Source organism: Aliarcobacter sp., from assembly GCF_041672065.1.
GTDB lineage: Bacteria > Campylobacterota > Campylobacteria > Campylobacterales > Arcobacteraceae > Aliarcobacter > Aliarcobacter skirrowii.
Window position 1 is genome coordinate 1 of record NZ_JBAZAH010000016.1, and the last position, 21318, is coordinate 21318.

Genomic DNA, 21318 nt, shown 5'->3' on the forward strand with positions numbered 1-21318 from the left:
TAAATGTTGCTTTACCATATCAAGATTTAACAATTATGGATGCTTGTACAAAATGTAAAGTTGATTATGTTGATACAGCAAATTATGAACATCCAGATGAAGCAAAGTTTGAATATAAACTTCAATGGGAAAGAGATGCTCAATTTAAAGAAGCTGGAATTATGGCACTTTTAGGCTCAGGATTTGACCCAGGTGTTACAGGAGTATTTTGTGCATATGCAGAACAAAATCTTTTTGATGAGATTCACTATATAGATATTATGGATTGTAATGCAGGTGATCATGGTTATGCTTTTGCTACAAACTTTAATCCAGAAATAAATCTTAGAGAAGTAAGTGCAAATGGAAGATATTGGGAAAATGGAGAGTGGATTGAGACAAAACCACTTGAAATTAGAGTTGATCATGACTATCCAGAAATTGGAGTAAAGGCTTCATACTTACTTTATCACGAAGAGTTAGAGTCATTATCTAAAAATATTAAAGGTTTAAAAAGAATTAGATTTTTTATGACTTTTGGAGACTCTTATATTCAACATATGAATTGTTTACAAAATGTTGGAATGTTAGGAATTGAGCCAGTAGAACACCAAGGACAAAAAATCATTCCAATAGAGTTTTTAAAAACTTTATTACCAGATCCTGCATCTTTAGGTCCTAGAACTGTTGGAAAAACAAATATTGGATGTATTATTGAAGGAATTAAAGATGGAAAACCAAGAAAAGTCTACATCTACAATGTTTGTGATCATCAAGAGTGCTATAGAGAAACTGGGGCACAAGCAGTTTCTTATACAACAGGAGTTCCTGCAATGATTGGTTCAAAACTTTTATATAAAGGTGTTTGGAAAAACAAAGGTGTATTTAATATAGAAGAGTTTGATGCAAAACCATTTATGGATGAGCTAATGACTCAAGGTCTTCCTTGGAAAATACTTGAACTTGATGTGAAATAGTTATGAATAAAAATTATGAAGTAGTTGATAGCTTTGAAAAGCTTCCAAGCCCAGCTTATGTTTGTGAAGAGGAACTTTTAGAAAAAAATTTAAAACTTTTAAAAAGAGTTCAAGATGAAACAGGAGTTAAAATTCTTTTAGCTTTAAAAGGTTTTGCTATGCATTCAACTTTTGATTTATGTAAAAAATATCTTAAAGGTTGTTGTGCTTCTGGTCTTCATGAAGCACTTTTAGCGAAAGAGGAGTTTGGAAAAGAAGTTCATACATATAGTCCAGCTTTTAAAGATGAAGAGATAGATGAAATTATATCTATCTCAAATCATTTAATATTTAACTCATTTAATCAGTTAAAAAGATATAAAGATAAAGCTTTTAAAAAAGTATCTTTAGGAGTGAGATTAAATCCTGAGTATTCAAGTGTTGAAGTAGATTTATATAATCCTTGTGCTCCAAATTCAAGACTTGGTATTACAAAAGCAAATTTTGATGAATCACAACTACAATATCTAGAAGGGTTCCATTTTCACGCACTTTGTGAACAAAATGTAGATGCTTTAAAGGGTGCTTTAACAAATTTTGAAAAAAATTTCTCTCAATATTTTTCTCAATTAAAATGGGTAAATTTTGGAGGAGGTCATCATATTACAAGAGCTGATTATGATGTTGAGGGATTGATTAATCTTTTAAAAGATTTTAAATCAAGATATCCTCATCTTGAAGTTTATATGGAACCAGGTGAAGCAGTTGGTTGGCAAACTGGTTATTTAGTGGCAACTGTGCTTGATATTGTTAATAATGGAATGGATTTAGCAATTCTTGATACAAGCGCAGAAGCTCATATGCCTGATACTCTTGCTATGCCATATCGTGCAATGATTAGAAATAGTGCAGTAGCATTTGAGAAAAAATATACATATAGATTAGGTGGAAATACTTGTTTGGCTGGAGATATTATTGGAGATTACTCTTTTGATGAACCTTTAAAAGTGGGTGATAAGATAATTTTAGAAGATATGATTCATTATACAATGGTAAAAACAACCACTTTTAATGGTATAAAATTACCATCAATTGTTATAAAAACTAAAGATAATAATTATAAAATTATAAAAAACTTTGGATATAATGATTACAAATCAAGATTATCTTGATAAAATTACATAGGGAGAACGTATATGGGACACGATAGAAGCTTAGTTAGACACGCATTTGAGGATGATAATTCAGAGATTGATACAAAAGATGATATTCCTCATGGAGTGGATAAAACTAGACCTAGAAAAAAGTTAAAAGAGAAAGTTCAAGATGGTGAAACAAAAGTTCAAGTTTGGATAAAAAAAGATACATTAGAGTATCAAAAACAACTTACACTTTTGCAAATTGAGCTATTGAAACTTCAAAATTATGTTAAAGAAAAAGGTTTAAAAGTATTGGTAATCTTTGAAGGTAGAGATGCTGCTGGAAAAGGTGGAACAATAAAAAGAATAACAGAGCACTTAAATCCAAGAGGAGCAAGAGTTGTTGCTTTAGAGAAACCAAGTGATGTTGAAAAAACACAATGGTATTTTCAAAGATATGTACAGCATCTTCCAAGTGCTGGAGAGATAGTTTTATTTGATAGAAGTTGGTACAATAGAGCAGGAGTTGAACCTGTTATGGGATTTTGCACAAAAGATGAACATTTGCAATTTTTAAAAGATGTTCCAGAGTTTGAAAAAATGCTTGTTGAATCAGGGGTTATATTATTTAAGTTTTATTTTTCTGTTTCAAAATCAGAACAAGAAAAAAGATTAAAAAAAAGAGATAGTGACCCATTAAAACAGTATAAATTATCTCCAATGGATAAAGAGGCCCAAAAAGTTTGGGATAAGTATACAGTTGCAAAATACTCTATGTTAAGAGCTTCTCATACTCCTGTTGCTCCTTGGACAATTGTAAAGAGTGATAATAAGAAAAAAGCTAGATTAAATTGTATTAGACATATTTTAAATGCACTATCTTATGATAAAAAAACTAAAGATGATAATATTTTAAAAATTGATAGAAAAATTATTTTAAATGGTGCAGTAGAGATAGAAAATATGGAGTTTAATCAAGAAGTTTCAAAAGGAAATAGATGAATTTAAGTGATTTTGACTTAACAAGTTATAGTGGATTATATATATCAAAAGATTCTCATCCAAAGTTTGGAAAGAAATATATTGCTAGATTTCAGTATGATAAAAAAAGATATGTCAAAGTATTGGGTTATGAAAAAAGAGATAAACTTACTCTTGATGGTGCAAACAGACTTATGGAAAACTTTAAAGATTCGATATTAAAAGATGTTAAGCAAAATATAAAAATAACTCAAAAAGCAACGAAAGATAACTCTTCTGTAAATACAAACAGTTTTAGTGAAGAGATTAAAAAATTAAAAGAAGAGAATGAATTTTTTAAATCTATTTTAAAAAATTATAAATCAATACAACCTGAAATTTTAGAAGAGGGTATTCAAAAAATCTATGATTTACAAGAGTTAAAACCATATCAAATTGAGTTAATTAAACTTCAAGATTGGCTTGAAAAAGAGAATAAAAGAATGATTATTATCTTTGAAGGAAGAGATGCTTCTGGAAAAGGTGGGGCTATTAGAAGAATAACTAGATATATGAATAATAAACACTATAGGGTTGTAGCTCTTGGTAAACCAACAGAGACTCAAAGAAATCAGTGGTTTATGCAAAAATATATTGAACATTTTCCAACTGGTGGAGAGATAGTATTATTTGATAGAAGTTGGTACAATCGTGCAATGGTTGAGCCAGTTTTTGGATTTTGTACACCCGAAGAGCATGAGATTTTTATGGAAGATATTGTGAATTTTGAGCAAGATTTAGTAAGACAAGGAATGATTTTAATCAAACTTTATTTTTCTGTTTCAAAAGAGGAACAAAAAAGAAGATTTGATAGAAGAATTAATGATCCATTAAGACAGTGGAAATTCTCTGAAGTTGATATGCAAGCTCAAGATTTATGGGATGAGTTTAGTGAGAAAAAATATGAAATGCTAAGACGAACTACTTCAAGAAGTGCACCATGGCATATTGTAAGAAGCGATAATAAACATCTATCAAGAATTGAAGCTTTAAAAATTATATTAAACTCTGTTGATTATGATGGAAGAAATTATGCTTTAAATTTTGAACCAAATGAAGAGGTAAATATATCTGTTCAAAAAGAGTTACTTCAAATGAGAAAGACAAAAGATTATTAATCTCTTTTGTCTTTGCTATTTTTACCTTAATAAAAACCTTATAAACTTTTAGATAAAATATTTGCTAAATTTAAAAATTCGGAGTAAATTTAATGGAATTTAAAACAAATAGAGTTGATGAAGCAAATATTGAGATAGTTGCTACATTAAAAAAAGAGAACATTGAAAAAAAACTTGATAAGGTTGCTACACAAGCAGCTAAAACTATGAATATTCAAGGATTTAGAAAAGGAAAAGTTCCTGTTGCAGTTGTAAAACAAAGATATGCTGATAAACTTTTAGAAGATGCTGAAGGTGAAGCTATTCGAGATGTTTTAAATAGTGGATTAAAAGAGCTTAATGTTAAAAATGAAGATCTAATCGGAGAGCCTACAATTTCAAAATTTGATAAAAAAGATAATGGAGATATTGAAGTTGAAATATCAGTTGCTACAAAACCAAATATTGATTTAGGTGATTACAAAAAACTATTACCAGATGTTAAAGCTATTGAGATTGATGCTAAAAAAATTGATGAAAGAATAGAAGAGATTGCAAGCCAATCAGCACCTTTGACAAAAATTGCAAGAAAAAGAGCAGTAAAAGATGGTGATTTTGCAGTTATTGATTTTGAAGGATTTGTAGATGGTGTTGCATTTGAAGGTGGAAAAGCTGAAAAGTATCCATTACAAGTAGGAACAGGTTCATTTATTCCAGGATTTGAAGATCAAGTTATTGGTATGAAATATGAAGAAGAGAAAGATGTAGTTGTAACTTTCCCAAAAGAGTATCAAGCAAAAGATTTAGCTGGTAAAGAGGCTGTATTTAAAGTAAAACTTCACGAAATTCAAGAGAGAAAAGCTGGTGAAATTACTGATGAGTTTGCTAAACAAATGCTTCCAAATGAAAAAGATGCAACAGTTGATACTTTAAGAGATAGAATAAAAGAGCAGATGGTTGCTGGTGAAAAAGCTACTTACTATAGAGAAGATTTAAAACCAAAGTTTATTGAAAATTTAGTAAAAAATATTAATTTTGCACTACCTAAAACTGTTGTTGAGCAAGAGATTAATTTTGCACTTAATAATAAAATAAGAAGTTTTACAGAAGAGCAAATCAATGAGTTAAAAGAAGATGCTTCTAAAATTGAAAAAATAAGAGAAGAGTTAAAAGAAGATGCTGTTAATTCTGTAAAAGCAACATTTATTGTTGATGCTTTAGCAAAAGCTGAAAAAGTTGAAGTAAATGATCAAGAAGTTACACAAATTTTATATTTTGAAGCTTTACAAATGGGACAAAATCCACAAGAGTTAATTAAGCAATATCAACAAGCTGGGTATTTACCTGCTATTAAAATGTCAATGATAGAAGAGAAAGTTCTTGCTAAACTTTTTGATGAGAAAGCAAAATAATTTTTAGGATAAATGATGAGTTATATACCATATGTAGTTGAGAAAACTGGTCGAGGTGAACGAAGTTATGATATTTATTCACGACTTTTAAAAGATAGAATCATCATGCTTAGTGGAGAGATAAATGATGCAGTATCTTCAACAGTTGTTGCACAACTTCTTTTCTTAGAAGCTGAAGATCCAGAAAAAGATATATATTTATATATAAACTCTCCAGGTGGAGTTGTGACAAGTGGAATGTCAATATTTGATACTATGAACTACATAAAACCAGATGTTTGTACTATTTGTATTGGTCAAGCTGCATCTATGGGAGCTTTTTTACTTAGTTCAGGAACAAAAGGTAAAAGATACTCTCTACCAAATTCAAGAATTATGATTCATCAACCACTTGGTGGCGCACGTGGTCAGGCAACTGATATTCAAATTCAAGCACGAGAAATTCAAAGATTAAAAGATACTTTGAACTCTATATTGGCTTCTCAAACTGGTCAAGATGTTAAAACTATTGAAAAAGATACAGATAGAGATAATTTTATGAGTGCTCAAGAAGCTTGTGATTATGGACTTGTTGATAAAGTTATTGAAAGACACAATTAAGAGATATAGATGATTAGAGAGATAATTACATATCCAAATAAATTACTTCGAACAAAATCAAAGGATGTAGTGAAGTTTGATAGCGAACTTCACACTCTTTTAGATGATATGTATGAAACGATGATGAATGCTTCTGGAGTTGGACTTGCTGCTATTCAAGTTGCTGTTCCTTTAAATGTTCTTATAATAAACCTTCCAAATCAAGATGATGTACAAGATAAAAATGATTTAATAGAGGCTATAAATCCAGTAATTACTCATAAAGATGGAGTTCAAGTTTATCAAGAGGGATGCTTAAGTGTTCCTGGATTTTATGAAGATATTACCAGAGCAAAGCATATTATTGTTGAGTATTTTAATAGATTTGGAGAAAAACAAGTTATGGAGTGCGAAGATTTTTTAGCTGTTGCTTGGCAACATGAGATGGAGCACTTATCTGGGCATGTTTTTATAGAAAATTTATCTTTTATAAAAAGACAAAAATTTGAAAAAGAGTATAAAAATAGAAAAAAGACTAAAAAATAGTTAACTATTTTTATAATCTTTTACTTATAATATTTAATATTAAAATTAATAAAAAACTATTCATAAAAATCCAAACAGACCAGAAAAAAAACTTTTCAAATAGTGTTACAAAAACATCTTTAAAATTTATCGGACAAGATTTATATGCTAAATAAATTGCTAAAATAGTTGCTGCTATAAAACTATAAATATTTATTTGAGTAAAAATAACAGTAAAAATTGAGAAAAATGGAGCAAAAATAGTTAAAGCAAAAAATCTTCCATAATTTTTTCTTCTCTTTTCACCATTAAAATAACCAACTGTATATTTGCAATTTGGGCAAATTGTACCCATTTGTGATAAGATTTCATTTCCACAATCTGGACAATTTATCATCTCTGACATAAAAATTCCTATTTTTGTTGAAATTATATCTTAGTAATATTAAATTAACTTACTCTTGTTTTATAAGCTCTTCATAAATTTTTGACATTTTTTCAATCTCATCTCTTGAAGCTTTTCTTCTACAAGATAGATAACCTTTTGTTCCATCGCATGAAATAAATGGATAAACAGTTGCAAAAACCCAATAAAAGTCACCATTTTTTGTAGCATTTTTTACATAACCTGTCCAAATATTACCTTTTTTAACTGTTTCCCAAAGATCTTTAAATGCAACTTTTGGCATATCTTTATGTCTTACAACATTATGAGGTTTTCCAATTAGTTCTTCAATTTCATACTCAGCAATAGTGCAAAAATCTCTGTTTGCAAATCGTATAACACCTTTTTCATCAGTTTCACTAACTAAAAACGCATAATCATCTAAAATTTTCTCTTTATTGCTCATAGATTATCCTTTAAAACTTTTTACTCTTAGCATCTTCTAATGCTTCAGCTGCCATTTGCGAAACTACATTTGATATATCATTTATAAGTATTGTCTCTTTTTCATTCTCTTTTGATATTTGATCTAAAATAGTAATAGTTTCATTAACTTGATTAATTCCGACCATTTGCTCATTTGCTGCATCACTTACGCTTTGAATAATTTTTAAAGTTTGTGATATATGAGAATGTAGAGCTTTATATCCATCTTGCATTTTGCTAGATATTGATTTTCCTTCATAGGCTTTTGAATTAGCTAATTCAACTAGATTTTTTATATCATTTGCTGCTTCTGCACTTTTATTTGCTAGATTTCTCACCTCACCAGCAACAACTGCAAAACCTTTTCCAGCTTCTCCAGCAGTTGCCGCTTCAACTGCAGCGTTTAGGCTTAAAATATTTGTTTGAAATGCTATTTGATCAATAATTGTAATTGCTTCGTTTATAGCTGTAACTTTAGCATTTATCTCATCCATAGATAGAGTTGTTTGGTTTGCAAGTTTATAACCATCTTCAACGGCTTGTTTTACAATTTCTGCTAGATTTGACATCTCATTAGTATTTTTAGAGTTATTTTTTGTAATTTCTGAAATTGTTTGTACAGCTACTGTTGTCTCTCTTAAACTCTCAATCTGTTTTGTAATTTTTGAACTTAAATTCTCAAGTGAGTTTTTTAATGTTTGTGAATTATTTTCTAATACATTTCCATCTTCAAGCCCATTTTTAGCTTGAGTTGCTAAAGTATTTCCCAAACTATTAACACCCTCCATAACTTGTAATAAGTTCGATGGATTTGATATTTGCTTACTAATTTTTAGTCTATCTTTATAATCATTTAAACTATAAGATTTAAGAACTTTTTCAATATCTTTCATATAAGTTTCTAAGTCATCAATAGCTTCATTAATTGTATTTTTCAATGTATTAATCATAGGATTAGAACTATCTGATTTTACTCTACAACTAAATATACCCTTTCTTAATTTATCAAAAGTTAAAACACTCTCTCCAATAACTCTCATATCAATTTTAAATTTATTATCAAACTCATCAATTGCACTATTTATATCTTTTGTCATTGTTGAGAATTCGCAATCACCTTTTATCTCTCGTTTATCAATTCTATTTTGTTTATATGTAATAAAATTTATAAACTCTCTAAAGTGCATAGAAAACTCTTTTATTCTGTTTGTGATTCCTTTTGCAATAAAGAAAAATATAAAAAGTTGTAAAATAATAATTAAAGCACCAAGAAGGACAATTTTATAAAAGAACTCAAAATATATATCTTCTAAATAGTCCTCTTTGTTTATACCTGGAACCAGCCACATTTCCCACTCAGGAATGTATTTGTAATATATGATTTTATCTTGATTTGTTACATCTGTGTAATACTCTATTATGCCACTTCCTTCATTACTTGAAGTTATTGTTTTAATAAAATCTAAAGATGATAGGTTTTTCCCTTCAATAGTTGGATGTATTGTAATATTTCCATCTTTATCTACAAAATATATATAACCACTTTTACCAATTTTTATCGCTTTTATAGCATTTTTAAACTCATCTTTTTCATAACCTTTTGGATCATTTTTTGCATATAAAGAGCTTAAAGAGTATATTGATTCACCAAGAGTTTCTAAATCTTTATTAATGATAAGTTCAATATTTTTTTTAGCAATAAAAAATGAGGTAGAAATTATAAAAACCAAAGTTATTATGTTAAAAAACATAGTCAAAAAAAGCTTCTTACTTGTAGACATATTTTCCCCTTTAGCCCAAATTAAGATTTAGGTGTAAATTCTATCATAAAAAATACATTTTTGCATTATTTATTTAAATATTGTAAAATCAAAAAAATCTTAAAGAGGCTATAATGAAAGTTATAAAATCTGCAACACTATCTTCAATTGATGCAACTGTAGTTGATGTTGAATCAACATTTACAAGAGGAATGCCAAGTTTTACAATAGTAGGAATGGTAAGTGCAAGTATAAATGAGTCAAAAGATAGAGTTAAATCTTCACTTTTAACAAATGATTATAAATTTCCTCCTCTAAAAATAACAATTAACCTCTCACCATCTGAATTGAGTAAAAAGGGAACGCATTTTGATTTAGCAATAGCTTTACAAGTTGCACTTTTTAATGAAACAAAGCTATTTTTTGATGATATATTTTTCTTTGGAGAGTTAGCACTTGATGGTAAAATAAAAGATACAAATCACATATTTGCAATAGTATTGTCATTAGCAAAACAAGGAGAGCTAAAAAAAGTTGCTGTTTGTAAAGAGAGTGCAAAAAAGTTGGCAAATATTCCAAATATTGAGATTTTTGTTGTTGATAATTTAAATGATGCTATAAATTTTGTAAAAAGTGATAAAAAAGAGCAATTTTTATATCAAAATGAGATTTTAGCATATAAAAAAATTATTATAAATGATGAAACTTACTACTATGATGAGAGCTATTTAAATGATTTTAGTGATATTTTAGGTCAAGATATGGCTAAGTATGCAGCTATTATTTGTGCTGCTGGGAATCACAATTTTATTATGGAGGGAAGTCCTGGTTGTGGTAAATCTATGATTGCAAAAAGGTTACAGTATATTTTAACTCCTATGAGTTTAGAAGAGATTTTAGAGAAAGCAAAACTTCAAGCTCTTGATATGCTTGAAGTTGATTTTAAACCAATAAGAGCCTTTAGAAATCCTCATCACACTGCAACAAAATCTTCAATTTTGGGCGGTTCAAACTCTATGGGAGAAGTGGCTCTTAGCAACAATGGTATTTTATTTTTTGATGAATTACCACACTTTCCAAATCATATTTTAGAAGCATTAAGAGAGCCACTTGAGGATAATAAAATATTAATATCAAGGGTAAATAATAAAATAGTTTATGAGACAAAGTTTATATTTGTAGCAGCACTTAATCCTTGTCCTTGTGGAAATTTACTTTCAAGTGTAAAAGAGTGCAGATGCAATAGCTTAGAGATACAAAGATATAAAAATAGGCTTAGCGAGCCATTTTTGGATAGGATTGATCTATATTTAGTTATGAATGATAGTTTTAATGATAATAAAAATATTGTAAGCTCTAAAGAGCTTCATGAAAGTGTTATAAATGCTTTTATTAAACAAAAGCAAAGAGGACAAAAAGAGTTAAATGGAAAGCTTAGTGATGAGGATATAAAAAAATATTGTATTTTAGATGATGAGAGTAAGCAAATACTTGAAAAAGCAAGAATTAACTACTGCTTATCTTTTAGAAGTATAAATAAAGTTTTAAAAGTGGCAAGAACTATTGCTGATATAAATAATAATGAACTTATTACTAAAAGTGATTTATTAAAAAGTTTAAATTTTAGAAGAAGGTAGTTATAAATGGAGTTTTTCTTAATTTTGAAATTAAAATTATGTTACTATTATAACTATTTATTAAAAAAGGCAAATTAATGACAAAATGCGGATACGTTTCAGTTGTAGGAAGACCAAATGCAGGTAAAAGTTCACTTTTAAACTGGCTTGTTGGTGAAAAGATTGCTATGGTTTCACACAAAGCAAATGCAACTAGAAAAAGATCAAATATTATAGTTATGCATGAAGATGACCAGATTGTTTTTGTAGATACTCCAGGAATTCATGAGACAGAAAAACTTTTAAACAAATTTATGCTTGATGAAGCACTAAAAGCTATTGGAGATTGTGATTTAATACTTTTTTTAGCTCCAGTAACTGATAGTTTAAAATATTATGAAGATTTTTTAGAGAAAAATAAAAAAAATACAAAACATATTTTACTTCTTACAAAAATAGATTTTGTAAATAATGAAGAGCTTATGAGCAAACTTAAAGAGTATGAAAAATATAGTGATAAATATGAGGCAATTATTCCAATATCTATAAAAAAAGCTACTAAAAAATCTGATATTTTAGATGAGGTTGTAAAATATTTACCAGTTCATCCATATTTATTTGATCCAGAGATTATCACAACAGAACATTTAAGAGATATATACAAAGAGTTTATTAGAGAGGCTATCTTTGAAAATATTAGTGATGAGATTCCTTATGAAGCTGATGTTATGATAAATAAAATTGAAGAGAAACCAAATGTTGATGTAATAAAAGCAAAAATTATTGTTCAAAAAGATAGCCAAAAAGGTATGATTATTGGGCAAAATGCAACAGCAATCAAAAGAATTGGGAAAGCTTCAAGATTAAAAATTGAAAAACTTAGTGGTAAAAAATGTTTTCTTGAGTTATTTGTTAGTGTAAAGAAAAATTGGACAAAAAATAAAGATGCTTTAAAATCTATGGGGTATGAATTCGATAGTTAAACTTATTTTTTAAGGGGGTTTAAATTGTCTTTTATCGCAACAGTTTTAGATATAACTATTGTTGATTTTGAGGTAAAAGAGAAGATAAATGATAATTTTCTAAAAGATTATATATCAACAAATTTAAACCTAAAAAATATAAAAATTGAAAAAAATCAGAAAATTTATATAAATTTTGTCGAAAAAACAAAAGAGTATCAACTCTTTATTATGGATAAATCTTTTAAATATTTTGAGTATGAGATTATAAAAGAGATAAAGGAGTTCGATTTTATTGGATTTTCTTTATTTATTTGCGAGAATTTTTTTGTAATTTTTAAAGATAAAAAACTATACTACCTTCAAAAAATAAATCAAAAAATTGAAAACTCTGAACTTTTAACATTTTTAGATAAAAAATTTAATATAGATTTTAAATATATAAAAAATTTATCAAAAGATGATTTAAAAATCCTAGAAGATGATTTTTTAAGAAAATCAAAAAAGAGCTATAAACAGGAGTTAAAAAGAGTCAATTTATCAAAAGATTTTAGTTTTTATCTTTTTGTTTTATATATTTTTATTTTTACAATTTTTTCAATAAGTTATTTTAAAAATGAGTATGAAAAAAATTTTGCTTTAAAAAATATAGATCCAAATATGATATTAAAAAATCATGAGTTTGTTAGTTTTGAAGATAGATTTTATAAAACTTTAAAAGATGCAAACTCTACCTTTGTTGATATTATTATTTTTGATTATAAAACAGATTTTGCAAAAATTGTTGTTGAATCTCCAAATAAAGATAATATTAATAATTTTTTAAATAGTTTTAACAAAATAGAGCAAAGTTCAATAAATTTTTTAGATGATAAAGATATCTTTAGGGCAAAAATAGATGTTAAATTATCTAAATAATAGCTTCATTAATAGCAAAATAAAAACAAAAACACAGCTAGTATTACTTCCTATTTTAATATTTTTTTTAATATTTGCTATTTTTAATAATGTTGTTTTTAAAAATAGTTTAGAAGATAAAGATTCTAAAATTTATGATATTTTAAATAAGAAAAATAGTACACCATTAATAGAGATATCGAAACAAATTGGCGAAATAGCAAATGAAAATAAGGTTTTTATTCAAAAAATAGAGAATTTTAAAGATGAGATTAGAGTGGTTGCAAAATCATCAAAAAATAGTTTGATTAAGTTTTTAATAGATATTGAAAAATTTAATGACTTCTCAAATATAAGTAGTTTTAGTCTAAAAAAAATTAAATCTGATGACTATTTTTTTGATTTAAATATAGATTTTTCAAAATATTATATAAAAAATAAACAAAATATTATAAGAGATTTAATTTTAGAAAAAAGCGATAAAAAGGATTTAAAAAGTAAGATACCAAATCTTACTGCGATTGTTGGAAACTTTGTTTTAATAGATAATATTTGGATAGAAAATGATAGTTTTTATAAACATTTTAGAGTAAAAATTTCAGATAACAATAGTGTTTTATTGGAGTTTGAAAATCAAAAATTAGAACTAAAGGTGCATCAATATGACTCTTTTAAAAACTAAAATAGATTTTTCAATATTTACTAAATATGGTGTTGAATTTTTCTTAAAAAATGAGATAGTACCAATTTATGAAGATGGTATATCTTTGACTTTGGCTGTTTGTGAAGATTTTGATATTTTAAATTTTAAACATAATTTTGTAAAACATATAAATTTTAAAAAATTTGAAAAAAGAGAGATTTTGTTTCTACTATTAGATATTGAAATAAAAATATCACTTTATGAAAAAGCAAGAAATGCATTAAAATTAAATAGTGAAAATCTATCAACTGCTAGTTTTTTGGATAGTTTGATTCTATTTTCAATAGAGAAAAGAGCTAGTGATATACATATTGAATCTTATGAAAATTTGACACTTTTTAAGTTTAGAATTGATGGAAAATTGAATATATTTTTTAGTTTTTCGATTGAATTTTTTAAAATAATTTCCTCTTATATAAAATTAATTTGTAATCTTGATATGACACAAACACGCTTGCCACTAGATGGCCGCTTCTCAAGAGTTATAGAGAATAAAAAGTATGATTTTAGATTCTCTTCTATGCCAACTATTGATGCTGAATCAATAGTTTTAAGAATTTTGGATAATAAAAATATAGATAAATCACTACAAACTTTGGGTTTTAGCCAAAATATTTATGATAGTTTAAAAAATATATTAAAATTAAAATCAGGACTTATATTAATTAGTGGACCAACAGGAAGTGGAAAAACTACAACTTTATACTCAATTTTAAAAGAGTTAAATAGTGAAGATAAGAAGATAATCACAGTTGAAGATCCAGTTGAGTATAAAATCCCTTCAATCAATCAAATATCAGTAGATAATAAGTTAGGGCTTAGTTTTGAACTTGTTTTGAAAAATATTTTAAGACAAGATCCAGATATTATCTTTATTGGTGAAATTAGAGATAAGTTTTCTCTTGATATTGCTCTTCAAGCTTCACTTACAGGTCATTTAGTTCTTGCTAGTATTCACTCAAATAGTTCATTAGAAACTATTACAAGACTACTTGATTTACAAGCAGATCCTTATTTGATTTCAACATCACTTAAAGCTTCACTAGCTCAAAGATTGGTTTTGAGTTTTTGTAAATATTGCCAAGCACAAGGTTGCAAAAAGTGTAACTACACAAAGTTTTATGAAAGAGTTTGTATAGCAGAACTTCTACTTGTAGATGAGATAATCGCATCTTTAATTTTTAAAAAAGCAAGCAGCCAAGAGTTTTGGCAATATTTAAAAACTATAAATTATAAAACAATGCTTGATGATGGACTTTTAAAAGTAAAAAATAGTGAAACATCTATTGAAGAGCTTGAAAAACTGGTATGTATAAATGAAAAAATATAACATAACATATCAAAAAAATGGTGAAATAAAAAATCAAATTGTAACAGATATTGAACTTGAATTAATAAAAAAAGAGTTTGATATATTAACTATAAAAGCAAAAAAATCAATATTTGAAATTAAATTTAAAAATAGGGTTAGAGTTCCTAAAAAAGAGCTTTTATTAATCTTTTTTGAGTTAAATTTAATGCTTGAATCAAATATAAATGTAAGTGATGCAATAGATATTTTAATAAAATCAAAAAAGAATAAAAAAACTCAAAAATTTTTACAAGCTATGAATTATGCACTCTCAAACTCTATGCCAATTTCTGAAGTATTAGATGAATTTGTAATAGAAGATTTTGTTAAAGATTTTTTAAATATCTCTCAAAATAGCTCAAATTTAGCTAGAAATGTAGATGCTATTTATCATCTTTTAAAAGAGCAAGATAGTATTAAAAAGAGTTTTTATAAAGCCTTAGGCTATCCAATTTTTCTATTTTTTACATTTTTAGCTTCTTTGTTTATTATTTTTAGTTTTGTTATTCCAAGTTTTAAATCTATTTTTCAAAATCAAATAGAGAATCTTCCACAAAGCACAAAAATATTATTAAATATGGAGATATTTTTTAAAGAGTATTCTCTAATTTTTATTATAATTGTTTCCTTTTTGATACTTTTTTTAATTTTTTTATATAAAATTAGTAAGAAATTTGAGTATTTCTTAGATTATATATTTATTAAATATATTCCAATATTTTCAATAGTTTTAAGAAATTTACAGCTGTATAAACTTTTTTTAGTAGTGGATATTATGCAAAAATCAAAGTATGAATTTCACAAAGCTTTTTTAAATAGTAAGCTTTTAGTAAAGAATAAATATTTATTGGATAAAATCCGCGTAATTGATAGTTTGCTAGAAAATGGAAAGAGTATTTGCTTTGCTTTTAAAGATGTAAATATTTTTGATGATATTATTTTAAATCTGCTAAATACAGGTGAAGTTACAAATAGTTTAGAGATTGTTGTTCCTGAGATAAAAAATATATATAAACATAGATTTGAAAATAGTGTAAATCTTATGATTTCCATAATCCAGCCACTATTTTTACTAATAATTGCTAGTATGATTTTATTTATAGTATTAGCAATATTTACACCTATTTGGGAAATGGGAAGTTTAATAAAATAAAAAGGACTCTAATGATTAGTTGTTATGTAAAAAAAGGCAATAGATTAAGTGTAATTCAAGGTTTAGAGTTTTTAGAAAATATTGAAGATAGAAAGAGTGTTATTTGGATAGATATGTTTTCTCCAACTTTGCAAGAGGTAAAAGCTGTTGAAAATATTTTTACTATAGAGTTTCCTACAAAACAAGAGAGTGAGGAGATTGAGCTAAGTTCTAGGTATTGGGAAGAAGCAAATAGAATAGAGATAAATAGTTATTTTCTTATAAATGACAAAAAAGATCCAGTAAATGAGACGGTTTCTTTTATTTTACAAGATGATTTGTTAATAAGTGTTAGATATAAAAAATTAGCAAGTTTTGATGCTTCAATTAAAAAACTTCTAGCAAGTCCAAGAGAGTATAGAACAGGTTACTCTATTTTTTCTCAAATTATTGACATTAGAATTGATACAGATGCTGATATTATTGAAGAGTTAAATAGAGATATAGCGGCAATAAGAAAACAGGCTTTTAATGATGATGTTGAAAATGAAGATTTGCTAGAGCAGATGTCCTCATTTGAAAACTTAAATATGAAAATAAGAGAGAATTTAACGGATAAACAAAGAATTTTAAACTCTTTATTAAAATCTCAAAAAATAACTGAGGATAAGAGTGAACTTCCTATTATGTTAAAAGATATTAGATCATTAATTGATCATACAAATTTTAATTTTGAAAGAATTGATTATTTGCAAAATATATTTATAGGGCTTTTAAGTGTTGAGCAAAATAAGGTTATAAAAATTTTTACTATTGTAAATGTAATTTTCCTTCCACCAACACTAATTGCAAGTATTTATGGAATGAACTTTGAGATTATGCCCGAACTTAATTGGGAGTATGGATATCTTTTTTCAATTGGAGTTATGGTTTTAGCTGCTGTTACACCTTTGATAATCTTTAAGAAAAAAGGTTGGATATAAAATTATTGTAAAGGAATTATAAATTATGAAAGAGATTGAGTTTGAAAATTCAATAAAAAATATTTTAGAGTATATTGATGAAGATGTAAATAGAGAGGGGCTTTTAGATACTCCAAAGCGTGTTAGAAAAGCTTATGAATTTATGTTTAGTGGATATAAACTTGATCCAAAAGAGATTATTCAAAAAGCACTTTTTACATCTACAAATGATGAGATGGTTGTTGTAAAAGATATTGAGTTTTACTCATTTTGTGAACATCATATGTTACCTATTATTGGAAAAGCTCATGTTGCTTATATTCCAAATGGAAAAGTTGTTGGACTTTCAAAAATTCCTAGAGTTGTGGATGTTTTTGCAAGAAGACTTCAAATACAAGAGCAGATGACTGAACAAATTTGTGATGCTTTAAATGAACACTTAAAACCAAAAGGTGTTGCTGTTATGATTGATGCAAGACATATGTGTATGGAGATGCGTGGAGTTGAAAAAATTTGTTCAACTACTGTAACTTCTTCTTTAAGAGGACTTTTTAAATCTGATAAAAAAACAAAAGATGAGTTTTTATCAATAGTTTCTTCTTCTTTTAATAAATAGACCACTCTTTTGTCTATTTATTAAATAATTATAGTTAATTATTAAGTAATAAAGCTTTTAAGCTTTTTGTATTAAATATCTTTAATGTATCACTTTTTAGATTCTTAAGTTCATTAGAGCAACCATTTTTTGTAAAAATAACTATAATATCATAAGCTATATCTTCACTTTTTAAATCCTCTAAAAATTTGTTAAATTCACTCTTTTTTAATTTATTATCACTATATTTGCACATTCCTACAATAGTTTTTTCTAAAACAGTTTTTGCAACTATTGGAATATTGATATTTTCATTCCAATATTGACCATGTTGTTTTATATTATCTACAAAACTATTTTTTATAAAAGCTAAAGCTAACTCTTCAAAGATAAAATCACTAAAATCTGACTCTCTACTTTTAAATTTCTCTTTAAACTCCTCATAGTTTCCATCTTTAATCCCTTTGTAAATAGGAGATACAAAAGCAAACCAAAATCTAAGAAAAGGATTGGTAAAAATAAGCTTTTTAGCCACTTTTGAATCACCCCTTTTACCAAGTAAAAAGTGTTCAGAACTATCAATATCTAAAATCTCTTTTTCATATAGTGAGTCAACACACTTCATACCCTCTTCAAAGCTTACATGGGCTCTTTTAAAGGCATTTGTAGTTTTTCTATCTCCTAGTGCAACTCCTGAAAGAATTGCATGATCTACATGATAACCACCTGTTAAATGGTTTATCTCACTTCTATAGTAGTTGTAATTGTTTAAAATATGTTTTTCTATTAATTCTAAAATTGGTTTTGAAGTATCTATTTCTATCTTAAGTCCTCCAAATATAGTAAAATATTTTATTGCAATTTGCATATCATCTATTTTGTTTATTTCACAAAATATTTTGAACTGCTCTTTTATTGATTTGTCTAATATAATCATTTTTTGTTTTCCTTAAGATAGATTAAATAACTTTATAAATTTATTCTCTTTTTTTAATGTATGAATAGTGTAAATCAATGATTTTTTTTAAAGAAGAAAAAAAGTAGTGTTTAACACTACTTTTGACATTTTTCACAAACTCCGTATAGTTGCATTGAGTGATCAGTTATTTTAAATTTATTTGCTTTTGCAATTTTCTCTTGTCTTTTTTCAATCTCATCATCTACAAATTCAACAATAACTCCACACTCTGTACAAATCAAGTGGTCGTGATGAGATTTCGTATTGCTTTCATATTTTTTACCTTCAGCACCAAAGTTAATAGATGCTATAAGCTCAATCTCCTCTAAAAATCCTAAAGCTCTGTAAACTGTAGCTATTCCAACATTTGAATCAGGATAATCTTTTTTGATTTGATTATAAATCTCTTCAGCAGTCAAATGATCATCAGCTTGAAGCAATACACTTAAAATTATCTCTCTTTGTTCAGTGTACTTTAAACCTTTTTGCTTAACAATTCTTCTTAGCTCTTCAATTATTTTTTCTTGATCACTATTTTGTTTCATATAAACACCTCTTTAAATTTTAGCTTACTAGTATATCTAAAGTTTGAATAAATTTCAAACTTAGAGATATCTTGATTTAGGTTAAGCTATATTTATCAAACTTTATATTACAATAATCATTATTGTTTTAAAAGGTGCAAATATGTCTATAAATGATTTAGATTTTAATAAAATAGCTACAATCAAGGCTATAAGTTGTGATGATATTTTAAAAAGTAGGCTTTACTCATTTGGAATAGTAGAGGGTACAAATGTTTGTGTAACTGCAAAATCATTAAGAAAAAAAACTATTGAAATAAGAGTAGATAAATCAAAAGTTGCTTTAAGACATAGTGAAGCAAATAATATAAAAGTAGAAGTTTGTGAAAACTAAAATTAAAATTGCATTGGTTGGACAACCAAATGTTGGTAAATCTATGCTTATTAACTCTATTTCTAACTCAAGATTAAAAGTTGGAAATTTTTCAGGAGTTACTGTTGAAAAAAAAGAGATAAATTTCTCTTATAAAGAGTTTGACATAACTATTGTTGATCTACCAGGCTCTTATTCGCTTACAAACTATTCAATTGAAGAGAGGGTTGTAAATGAGTTTTTATATAAAAATAACTACGATATTATTTTAAATGTAGTTGATTCTACAAATCTTCAAAGAAATCTTCTTTTAACAACTGAACTTATGGCACTGAATAAAAAGATTGTAATTGCTTTAAATATGAGTGATGAGGCAAAAAAAGAGAGTATATTAATAGATGAAAAAAAGTTATCAAATTTTTTAAATATAGCTTGTGTAAAAACAAGTGCTAAAACAAAAGATGGGCTTGATAAACTATTAGAAGAGATTATAAAAACATATAAAAATAAAGAGTTATCAAATATAGATATCTATTCAATTAATCAAAGATTTGAATTTTGTAAAAATGCTGTAAAAGAGTGTGTAAGTGTAGATAGTTTTTCAAATAAGAGTGTTACACAGAAGATTGATTCTATATTAATGAATAAATATTTAGGAATTCCTATTTTTTTACTTTTTATGTGGATACTTTTTCAATTGACTTTTACGCTAGGTGCAGTTCCTATGGATTATATCGATATTGCTTTTTCAACAATATCTTTAGAGATTAAAAACCTTTTTGGTGAAAATCAACTAAGTTTACTTCTTTCAGATGGAATAGTTGCAGGAGTTGGTGCTGTTGTTATGTTTTTACCAAATATCTTGATTCTATTTTTAGGAATATCTTTATTAGAATCAACAGGATATATGAGTAGAGTTGCTTTTTTATTGGATGGAATTTTTCATAAATTTGGATTGCATGGAAAATCTTTTATACCTTTAGTAACAGGTTTTGGATGCTCTGTTCCAGCTTATATGGCAGCAAGAACTTTAAAAAATCAAAAAGATAGACTAATAACTTTGTTTATAATTGGATTTATGTCATGTGGTGCTAGATTACCTATTTATGTACTTTTTGCAGGTGCATTTTTTTCAACTCAAAGTGCTGGAAATATTCTTTTTATAATATATATTTCAGGAGCTATTTTTGGGCTGTTTGCTGCAAAGATTTTAAGAGTTGTAGTATTTAAAGCAGTTGATGAACCTTTTGTAATGGAGATGCCAAAGTATAGGCTACCATCATTTAGATTTATTTATAAAGATGTTATAAACAAAGGTTTTATGTATTTAAAAAAAGCTGGAACTTTTATTTTAGCCGCTTCAGTTTTGATTTGGTTTATGAGTAATTATCCAAAAAACTTAGAGCTTCAAGAAGAGTTTGAATCTAAAATAGAGTTAGCAACTACAAAAGATCAAAAATTAGAGTTACAAAATGAGTTAGATTTATATAATCTTGAAAACTCATATTTAGGAGTTATTGGTAAGTTTAGTGAACCTTTGTTTGCTCCTTTAGGTTTTGATTGGAAGATGACAGTTGCTCTTGAGGCTGGTTTAGCAGCAAAAGAGGTTGTTGTTACAACTCTATCTATTTTATATAAACAAGGTGCAAATGAAGATCCAGAAAATCCAAGTGAAGGTTTGGTTGAGAAAATAAAACAAAATATACCTTTTGAATCAGCAATATCATTTATAGTTTTTGTAATGTTATATATCCCTTGTTTAGCTGCTGCTATGGTTTTTACAAAAGAGGCTGGTTCGTGGAAATATCTGCTTTATCTATTTATTTTTACAACTTCAACTGCTTGGATAGTTTCATTTGTGGCATATAATATTACAAAATTGGTAGTTGCATAAATATTTGCAACTA

Annotated in this window: 22 protein-coding genes; 17 read left to right on the plus strand and 5 right to left on the minus strand. The window is 26.8% G+C overall.

Features of this window, described 5'->3' with window-relative positions; all coding sequences use genetic code 11:
* The 7 genes from WC168_RS04000 to def all read left to right on the plus strand — a co-directional run.
* Positions 1-956 (plus strand): saccharopine dehydrogenase family protein (locus tag WC168_RS04000; RefSeq protein ID WP_372617679.1); only part of this gene is annotated, 956 nt, incomplete at its 5' end.
* A gap of 2 nt (positions 957-958) precedes the next feature.
* Positions 959-2107, plus strand: coding sequence for a carboxynorspermidine decarboxylase (gene nspC / locus WC168_RS04005; RefSeq protein WP_372617681.1), 1149 nt, complete (start codon positions 959-961; stop codon positions 2105-2107).
* 24 nt (positions 2108-2131) lie between these two features.
* Positions 2132-3076: a polyphosphate kinase 2 gene (gene ppk2 / locus WC168_RS04010; RefSeq protein ID WP_125296820.1), complete on the plus strand. Its 945-nt coding sequence runs from the start codon at positions 2132-2134 to the stop codon at positions 3074-3076.
* A complete protein-coding gene (ppk2, locus tag WC168_RS04015) occupies positions 3073-4212 on the plus strand; it encodes a polyphosphate kinase 2 (protein ID WP_372617683.1) in 1140 nt (379 codons plus the stop codon). The genes ppk2 (WC168_RS04010) and ppk2 (WC168_RS04015) overlap by 4 nt, the downstream gene beginning before the upstream one ends.
* 92 nt (positions 4213-4304) lie before the next feature.
* Entirely contained in the window at positions 4305-5603 is a 1299-nt protein-coding gene (gene tig / locus WC168_RS04020; RefSeq protein WP_066158672.1) for a trigger factor, read from the plus strand.
* Between the two features lie 15 nt (positions 5604-5618).
* Positions 5619-6203: an ATP-dependent Clp endopeptidase proteolytic subunit ClpP gene (clpP, locus tag WC168_RS04025; protein WP_066158668.1), complete on the plus strand. Its 585-nt coding sequence runs from the start codon at positions 5619-5621 to the stop codon at positions 6201-6203.
* A gap of 9 nt (positions 6204-6212) precedes the next feature.
* Positions 6213-6728, plus strand: a complete 516-nt coding sequence (gene def / locus WC168_RS04030; RefSeq protein ID WP_066349843.1) for a peptide deformylase — start codon at positions 6213-6215, stop codon at positions 6726-6728.
* Positions 6729-6738: 10 nt separating this feature from the next.
* On the opposite strand, the gene WC168_RS04035 is transcribed toward def, so the two are convergent.
* The 3 genes from WC168_RS04035 to WC168_RS04045 are packed head-to-tail and all read right to left on the minus strand — an operon-like array spanning position 6739 to position 9359.
* A complete protein-coding gene (locus WC168_RS04035; RefSeq protein WP_066158663.1) occupies positions 6739-7113 on the minus strand; it encodes a hypothetical protein in 375 nt (124 codons plus the stop codon).
* Between the two features lie 49 nt (positions 7114-7162).
* The gene (locus WC168_RS04040; RefSeq protein WP_372617686.1) at positions 7163-7558 is read right to left on the minus strand and encodes a PAS domain-containing protein; all 396 of its coding nucleotides are present in this window, start codon (positions 7556-7558) and stop codon (positions 7163-7165) included.
* A 10-nt stretch (positions 7559-7568) separates the two neighbouring features.
* The gene (locus WC168_RS04045) at positions 7569-9359 is read right to left on the minus strand and encodes a methyl-accepting chemotaxis protein (protein ID WP_319087672.1); all 1791 of its coding nucleotides are present in this window, start codon (positions 9357-9359) and stop codon (positions 7569-7571) included.
* A 113-nt stretch (positions 9360-9472) separates the two neighbouring features.
* Between WC168_RS04045 and WC168_RS04050 the strand changes: the two genes are divergently transcribed.
* From WC168_RS04050 to folE, 8 genes are all read left to right on the plus strand, one after another.
* The gene (locus WC168_RS04050; RefSeq protein WP_372617688.1) at positions 9473-10975 is read left to right on the plus strand and encodes a YifB family Mg chelatase-like AAA ATPase; all 1503 of its coding nucleotides are present in this window, start codon (positions 9473-9475) and stop codon (positions 10973-10975) included.
* A 77-nt stretch (positions 10976-11052) separates the two neighbouring features.
* Positions 11053-11937: a GTPase Era gene (gene era / locus WC168_RS04055; RefSeq protein ID WP_066349979.1), complete on the plus strand. Its 885-nt coding sequence runs from the start codon at positions 11053-11055 to the stop codon at positions 11935-11937.
* Positions 11938-11961: 24 nt separating this feature from the next.
* Positions 11962-12834, plus strand: coding sequence for a hypothetical protein (locus WC168_RS04060; RefSeq protein WP_372617690.1), 873 nt, complete (start codon positions 11962-11964; stop codon positions 12832-12834).
* The gene (locus WC168_RS04065) at positions 12815-13495 is read left to right on the plus strand and encodes a hypothetical protein (RefSeq protein ID WP_066354787.1); all 681 of its coding nucleotides are present in this window, start codon (positions 12815-12817) and stop codon (positions 13493-13495) included. Before WC168_RS04060 ends, WC168_RS04065 begins: the two co-directional genes overlap by 20 nt.
* Positions 13476-14846, plus strand: coding sequence for a GspE/PulE family protein (locus WC168_RS04070; RefSeq protein ID WP_066159011.1), 1371 nt, complete (start codon positions 13476-13478; stop codon positions 14844-14846). Before WC168_RS04065 ends, WC168_RS04070 begins: the two co-directional genes overlap by 20 nt.
* On the plus strand, positions 14833-16020 hold the full coding sequence (locus tag WC168_RS04075) for a type II secretion system F family protein (protein WP_372617693.1): 1188 nt from the start codon (positions 14833-14835) through the stop codon (positions 16018-16020). Before WC168_RS04070 ends, WC168_RS04075 begins: the two co-directional genes overlap by 14 nt.
* A gap of 11 nt (positions 16021-16031) precedes the next feature.
* Positions 16032-16982 (plus strand): magnesium/cobalt transporter CorA, encoded by a 951-nt coding sequence (gene corA / locus WC168_RS04080; RefSeq protein WP_109065350.1) that lies wholly within the window; start codon positions 16032-16034, stop codon positions 16980-16982.
* A gap of 22 nt (positions 16983-17004) precedes the next feature.
* Positions 17005-17577: a GTP cyclohydrolase I FolE gene (gene folE, locus WC168_RS04085; protein WP_066159002.1), complete on the plus strand. Its 573-nt coding sequence runs from the start codon at positions 17005-17007 to the stop codon at positions 17575-17577.
* A 34-nt stretch (positions 17578-17611) separates the two neighbouring features.
* Here folE and WC168_RS04090 read toward each other — a convergent pair whose 3' ends face one another.
* Positions 17612-18493: a DUF234 domain-containing protein gene (locus WC168_RS04090; RefSeq protein WP_066159000.1), complete on the minus strand. Its 882-nt coding sequence runs from the start codon at positions 18491-18493 to the stop codon at positions 17612-17614.
* 116 nt (positions 18494-18609) lie between these two features.
* Positions 18610-19059, minus strand: coding sequence for a Fur family transcriptional regulator (locus tag WC168_RS04095; RefSeq protein WP_066158997.1), 450 nt, complete (start codon positions 19057-19059; stop codon positions 18610-18612).
* A gap of 142 nt (positions 19060-19201) precedes the next feature.
* Between WC168_RS04095 and WC168_RS04100 the strand changes: the two genes are divergently transcribed.
* Positions 19202-19432 (plus strand): FeoA domain-containing protein, encoded by a 231-nt coding sequence (locus tag WC168_RS04100; protein WP_066407431.1) that lies wholly within the window; start codon positions 19202-19204, stop codon positions 19430-19432.
* Positions 19422-21305: a ferrous iron transport protein B gene (gene feoB / locus WC168_RS04105; RefSeq protein WP_372617696.1), complete on the plus strand. Its 1884-nt coding sequence runs from the start codon at positions 19422-19424 to the stop codon at positions 21303-21305. The genes WC168_RS04100 and feoB overlap by 11 nt, the downstream gene beginning before the upstream one ends.
* Positions 21306-21318: the final 13 nt, after the last annotated feature.

Excerpts from the sequence above, each read along its gene's own strand:
- WC168_RS04070 (WP_066159011.1), top strand. The coding sequence starts at position 13,476 with ATGACTCTTTTAAAAACTAAAATAGATTTTTCAATATTTACTAAATAT.
- nspC (WP_372617681.1), top strand. The coding sequence starts at position 959 with ATGAATAAAAATTATGAAGTAGTTGATAGCTTTGAAAAGCTTCCAAGC.
- era (WP_066349979.1), top strand. The coding sequence starts at position 11,053 with ATGACAAAATGCGGATACGTTTCAGTTGTAGGAAGACCAAATGCAGGT.
- WC168_RS04100 (WP_066407431.1), top strand. The coding sequence starts at position 19,202 with ATGTCTATAAATGATTTAGATTTTAATAAAATAGCTACAATCAAGGCT.
- WC168_RS04095 (WP_066158997.1), bottom strand. The coding sequence starts at position 19,059 with ATGAAACAAAATAGTGATCAAGAAAAAATAATTGAAGAGCTAAGAAGA.
- WC168_RS04050 (WP_372617688.1), top strand. The coding sequence starts at position 9,473 with ATGAAAGTTATAAAATCTGCAACACTATCTTCAATTGATGCAACTGTA.
- WC168_RS04075 (WP_372617693.1), top strand. The coding sequence starts at position 14,833 with ATGAAAAAATATAACATAACATATCAAAAAAATGGTGAAATAAAAAAT.
- WC168_RS04090 (WP_066159000.1), bottom strand. The coding sequence starts at position 18,493 with ATGATTATATTAGACAAATCAATAAAAGAGCAGTTCAAAATATTTTGT.
- ppk2 (WP_125296820.1), top strand. The coding sequence starts at position 2,132 with ATGGGACACGATAGAAGCTTAGTTAGACACGCATTTGAGGATGATAAT.
- WC168_RS04035 (WP_066158663.1), bottom strand. The coding sequence starts at position 7,113 with ATGTCAGAGATGATAAATTGTCCAGATTGTGGAAATGAAATCTTATCA.
- clpP (WP_066158668.1), top strand. The coding sequence starts at position 5,619 with ATGAGTTATATACCATATGTAGTTGAGAAAACTGGTCGAGGTGAACGA.
- corA (WP_109065350.1), top strand. The coding sequence starts at position 16,032 with ATGATTAGTTGTTATGTAAAAAAAGGCAATAGATTAAGTGTAATTCAA.
- tig (WP_066158672.1), top strand. The coding sequence starts at position 4,305 with ATGGAATTTAAAACAAATAGAGTTGATGAAGCAAATATTGAGATAGTT.
- WC168_RS04045 (WP_319087672.1), bottom strand. The coding sequence starts at position 9,359 with ATGTCTACAAGTAAGAAGCTTTTTTTGACTATGTTTTTTAACATAATA.
- WC168_RS04040 (WP_372617686.1), bottom strand. The coding sequence starts at position 7,558 with ATGAGCAATAAAGAGAAAATTTTAGATGATTATGCGTTTTTAGTTAGT.
- def (WP_066349843.1), top strand. The coding sequence starts at position 6,213 with ATGATTAGAGAGATAATTACATATCCAAATAAATTACTTCGAACAAAA.
- WC168_RS04065 (WP_066354787.1), top strand. The coding sequence starts at position 12,815 with ATGTTAAATTATCTAAATAATAGCTTCATTAATAGCAAAATAAAAACA.
- ppk2 (WP_372617683.1), top strand. The coding sequence starts at position 3,073 with ATGAATTTAAGTGATTTTGACTTAACAAGTTATAGTGGATTATATATA.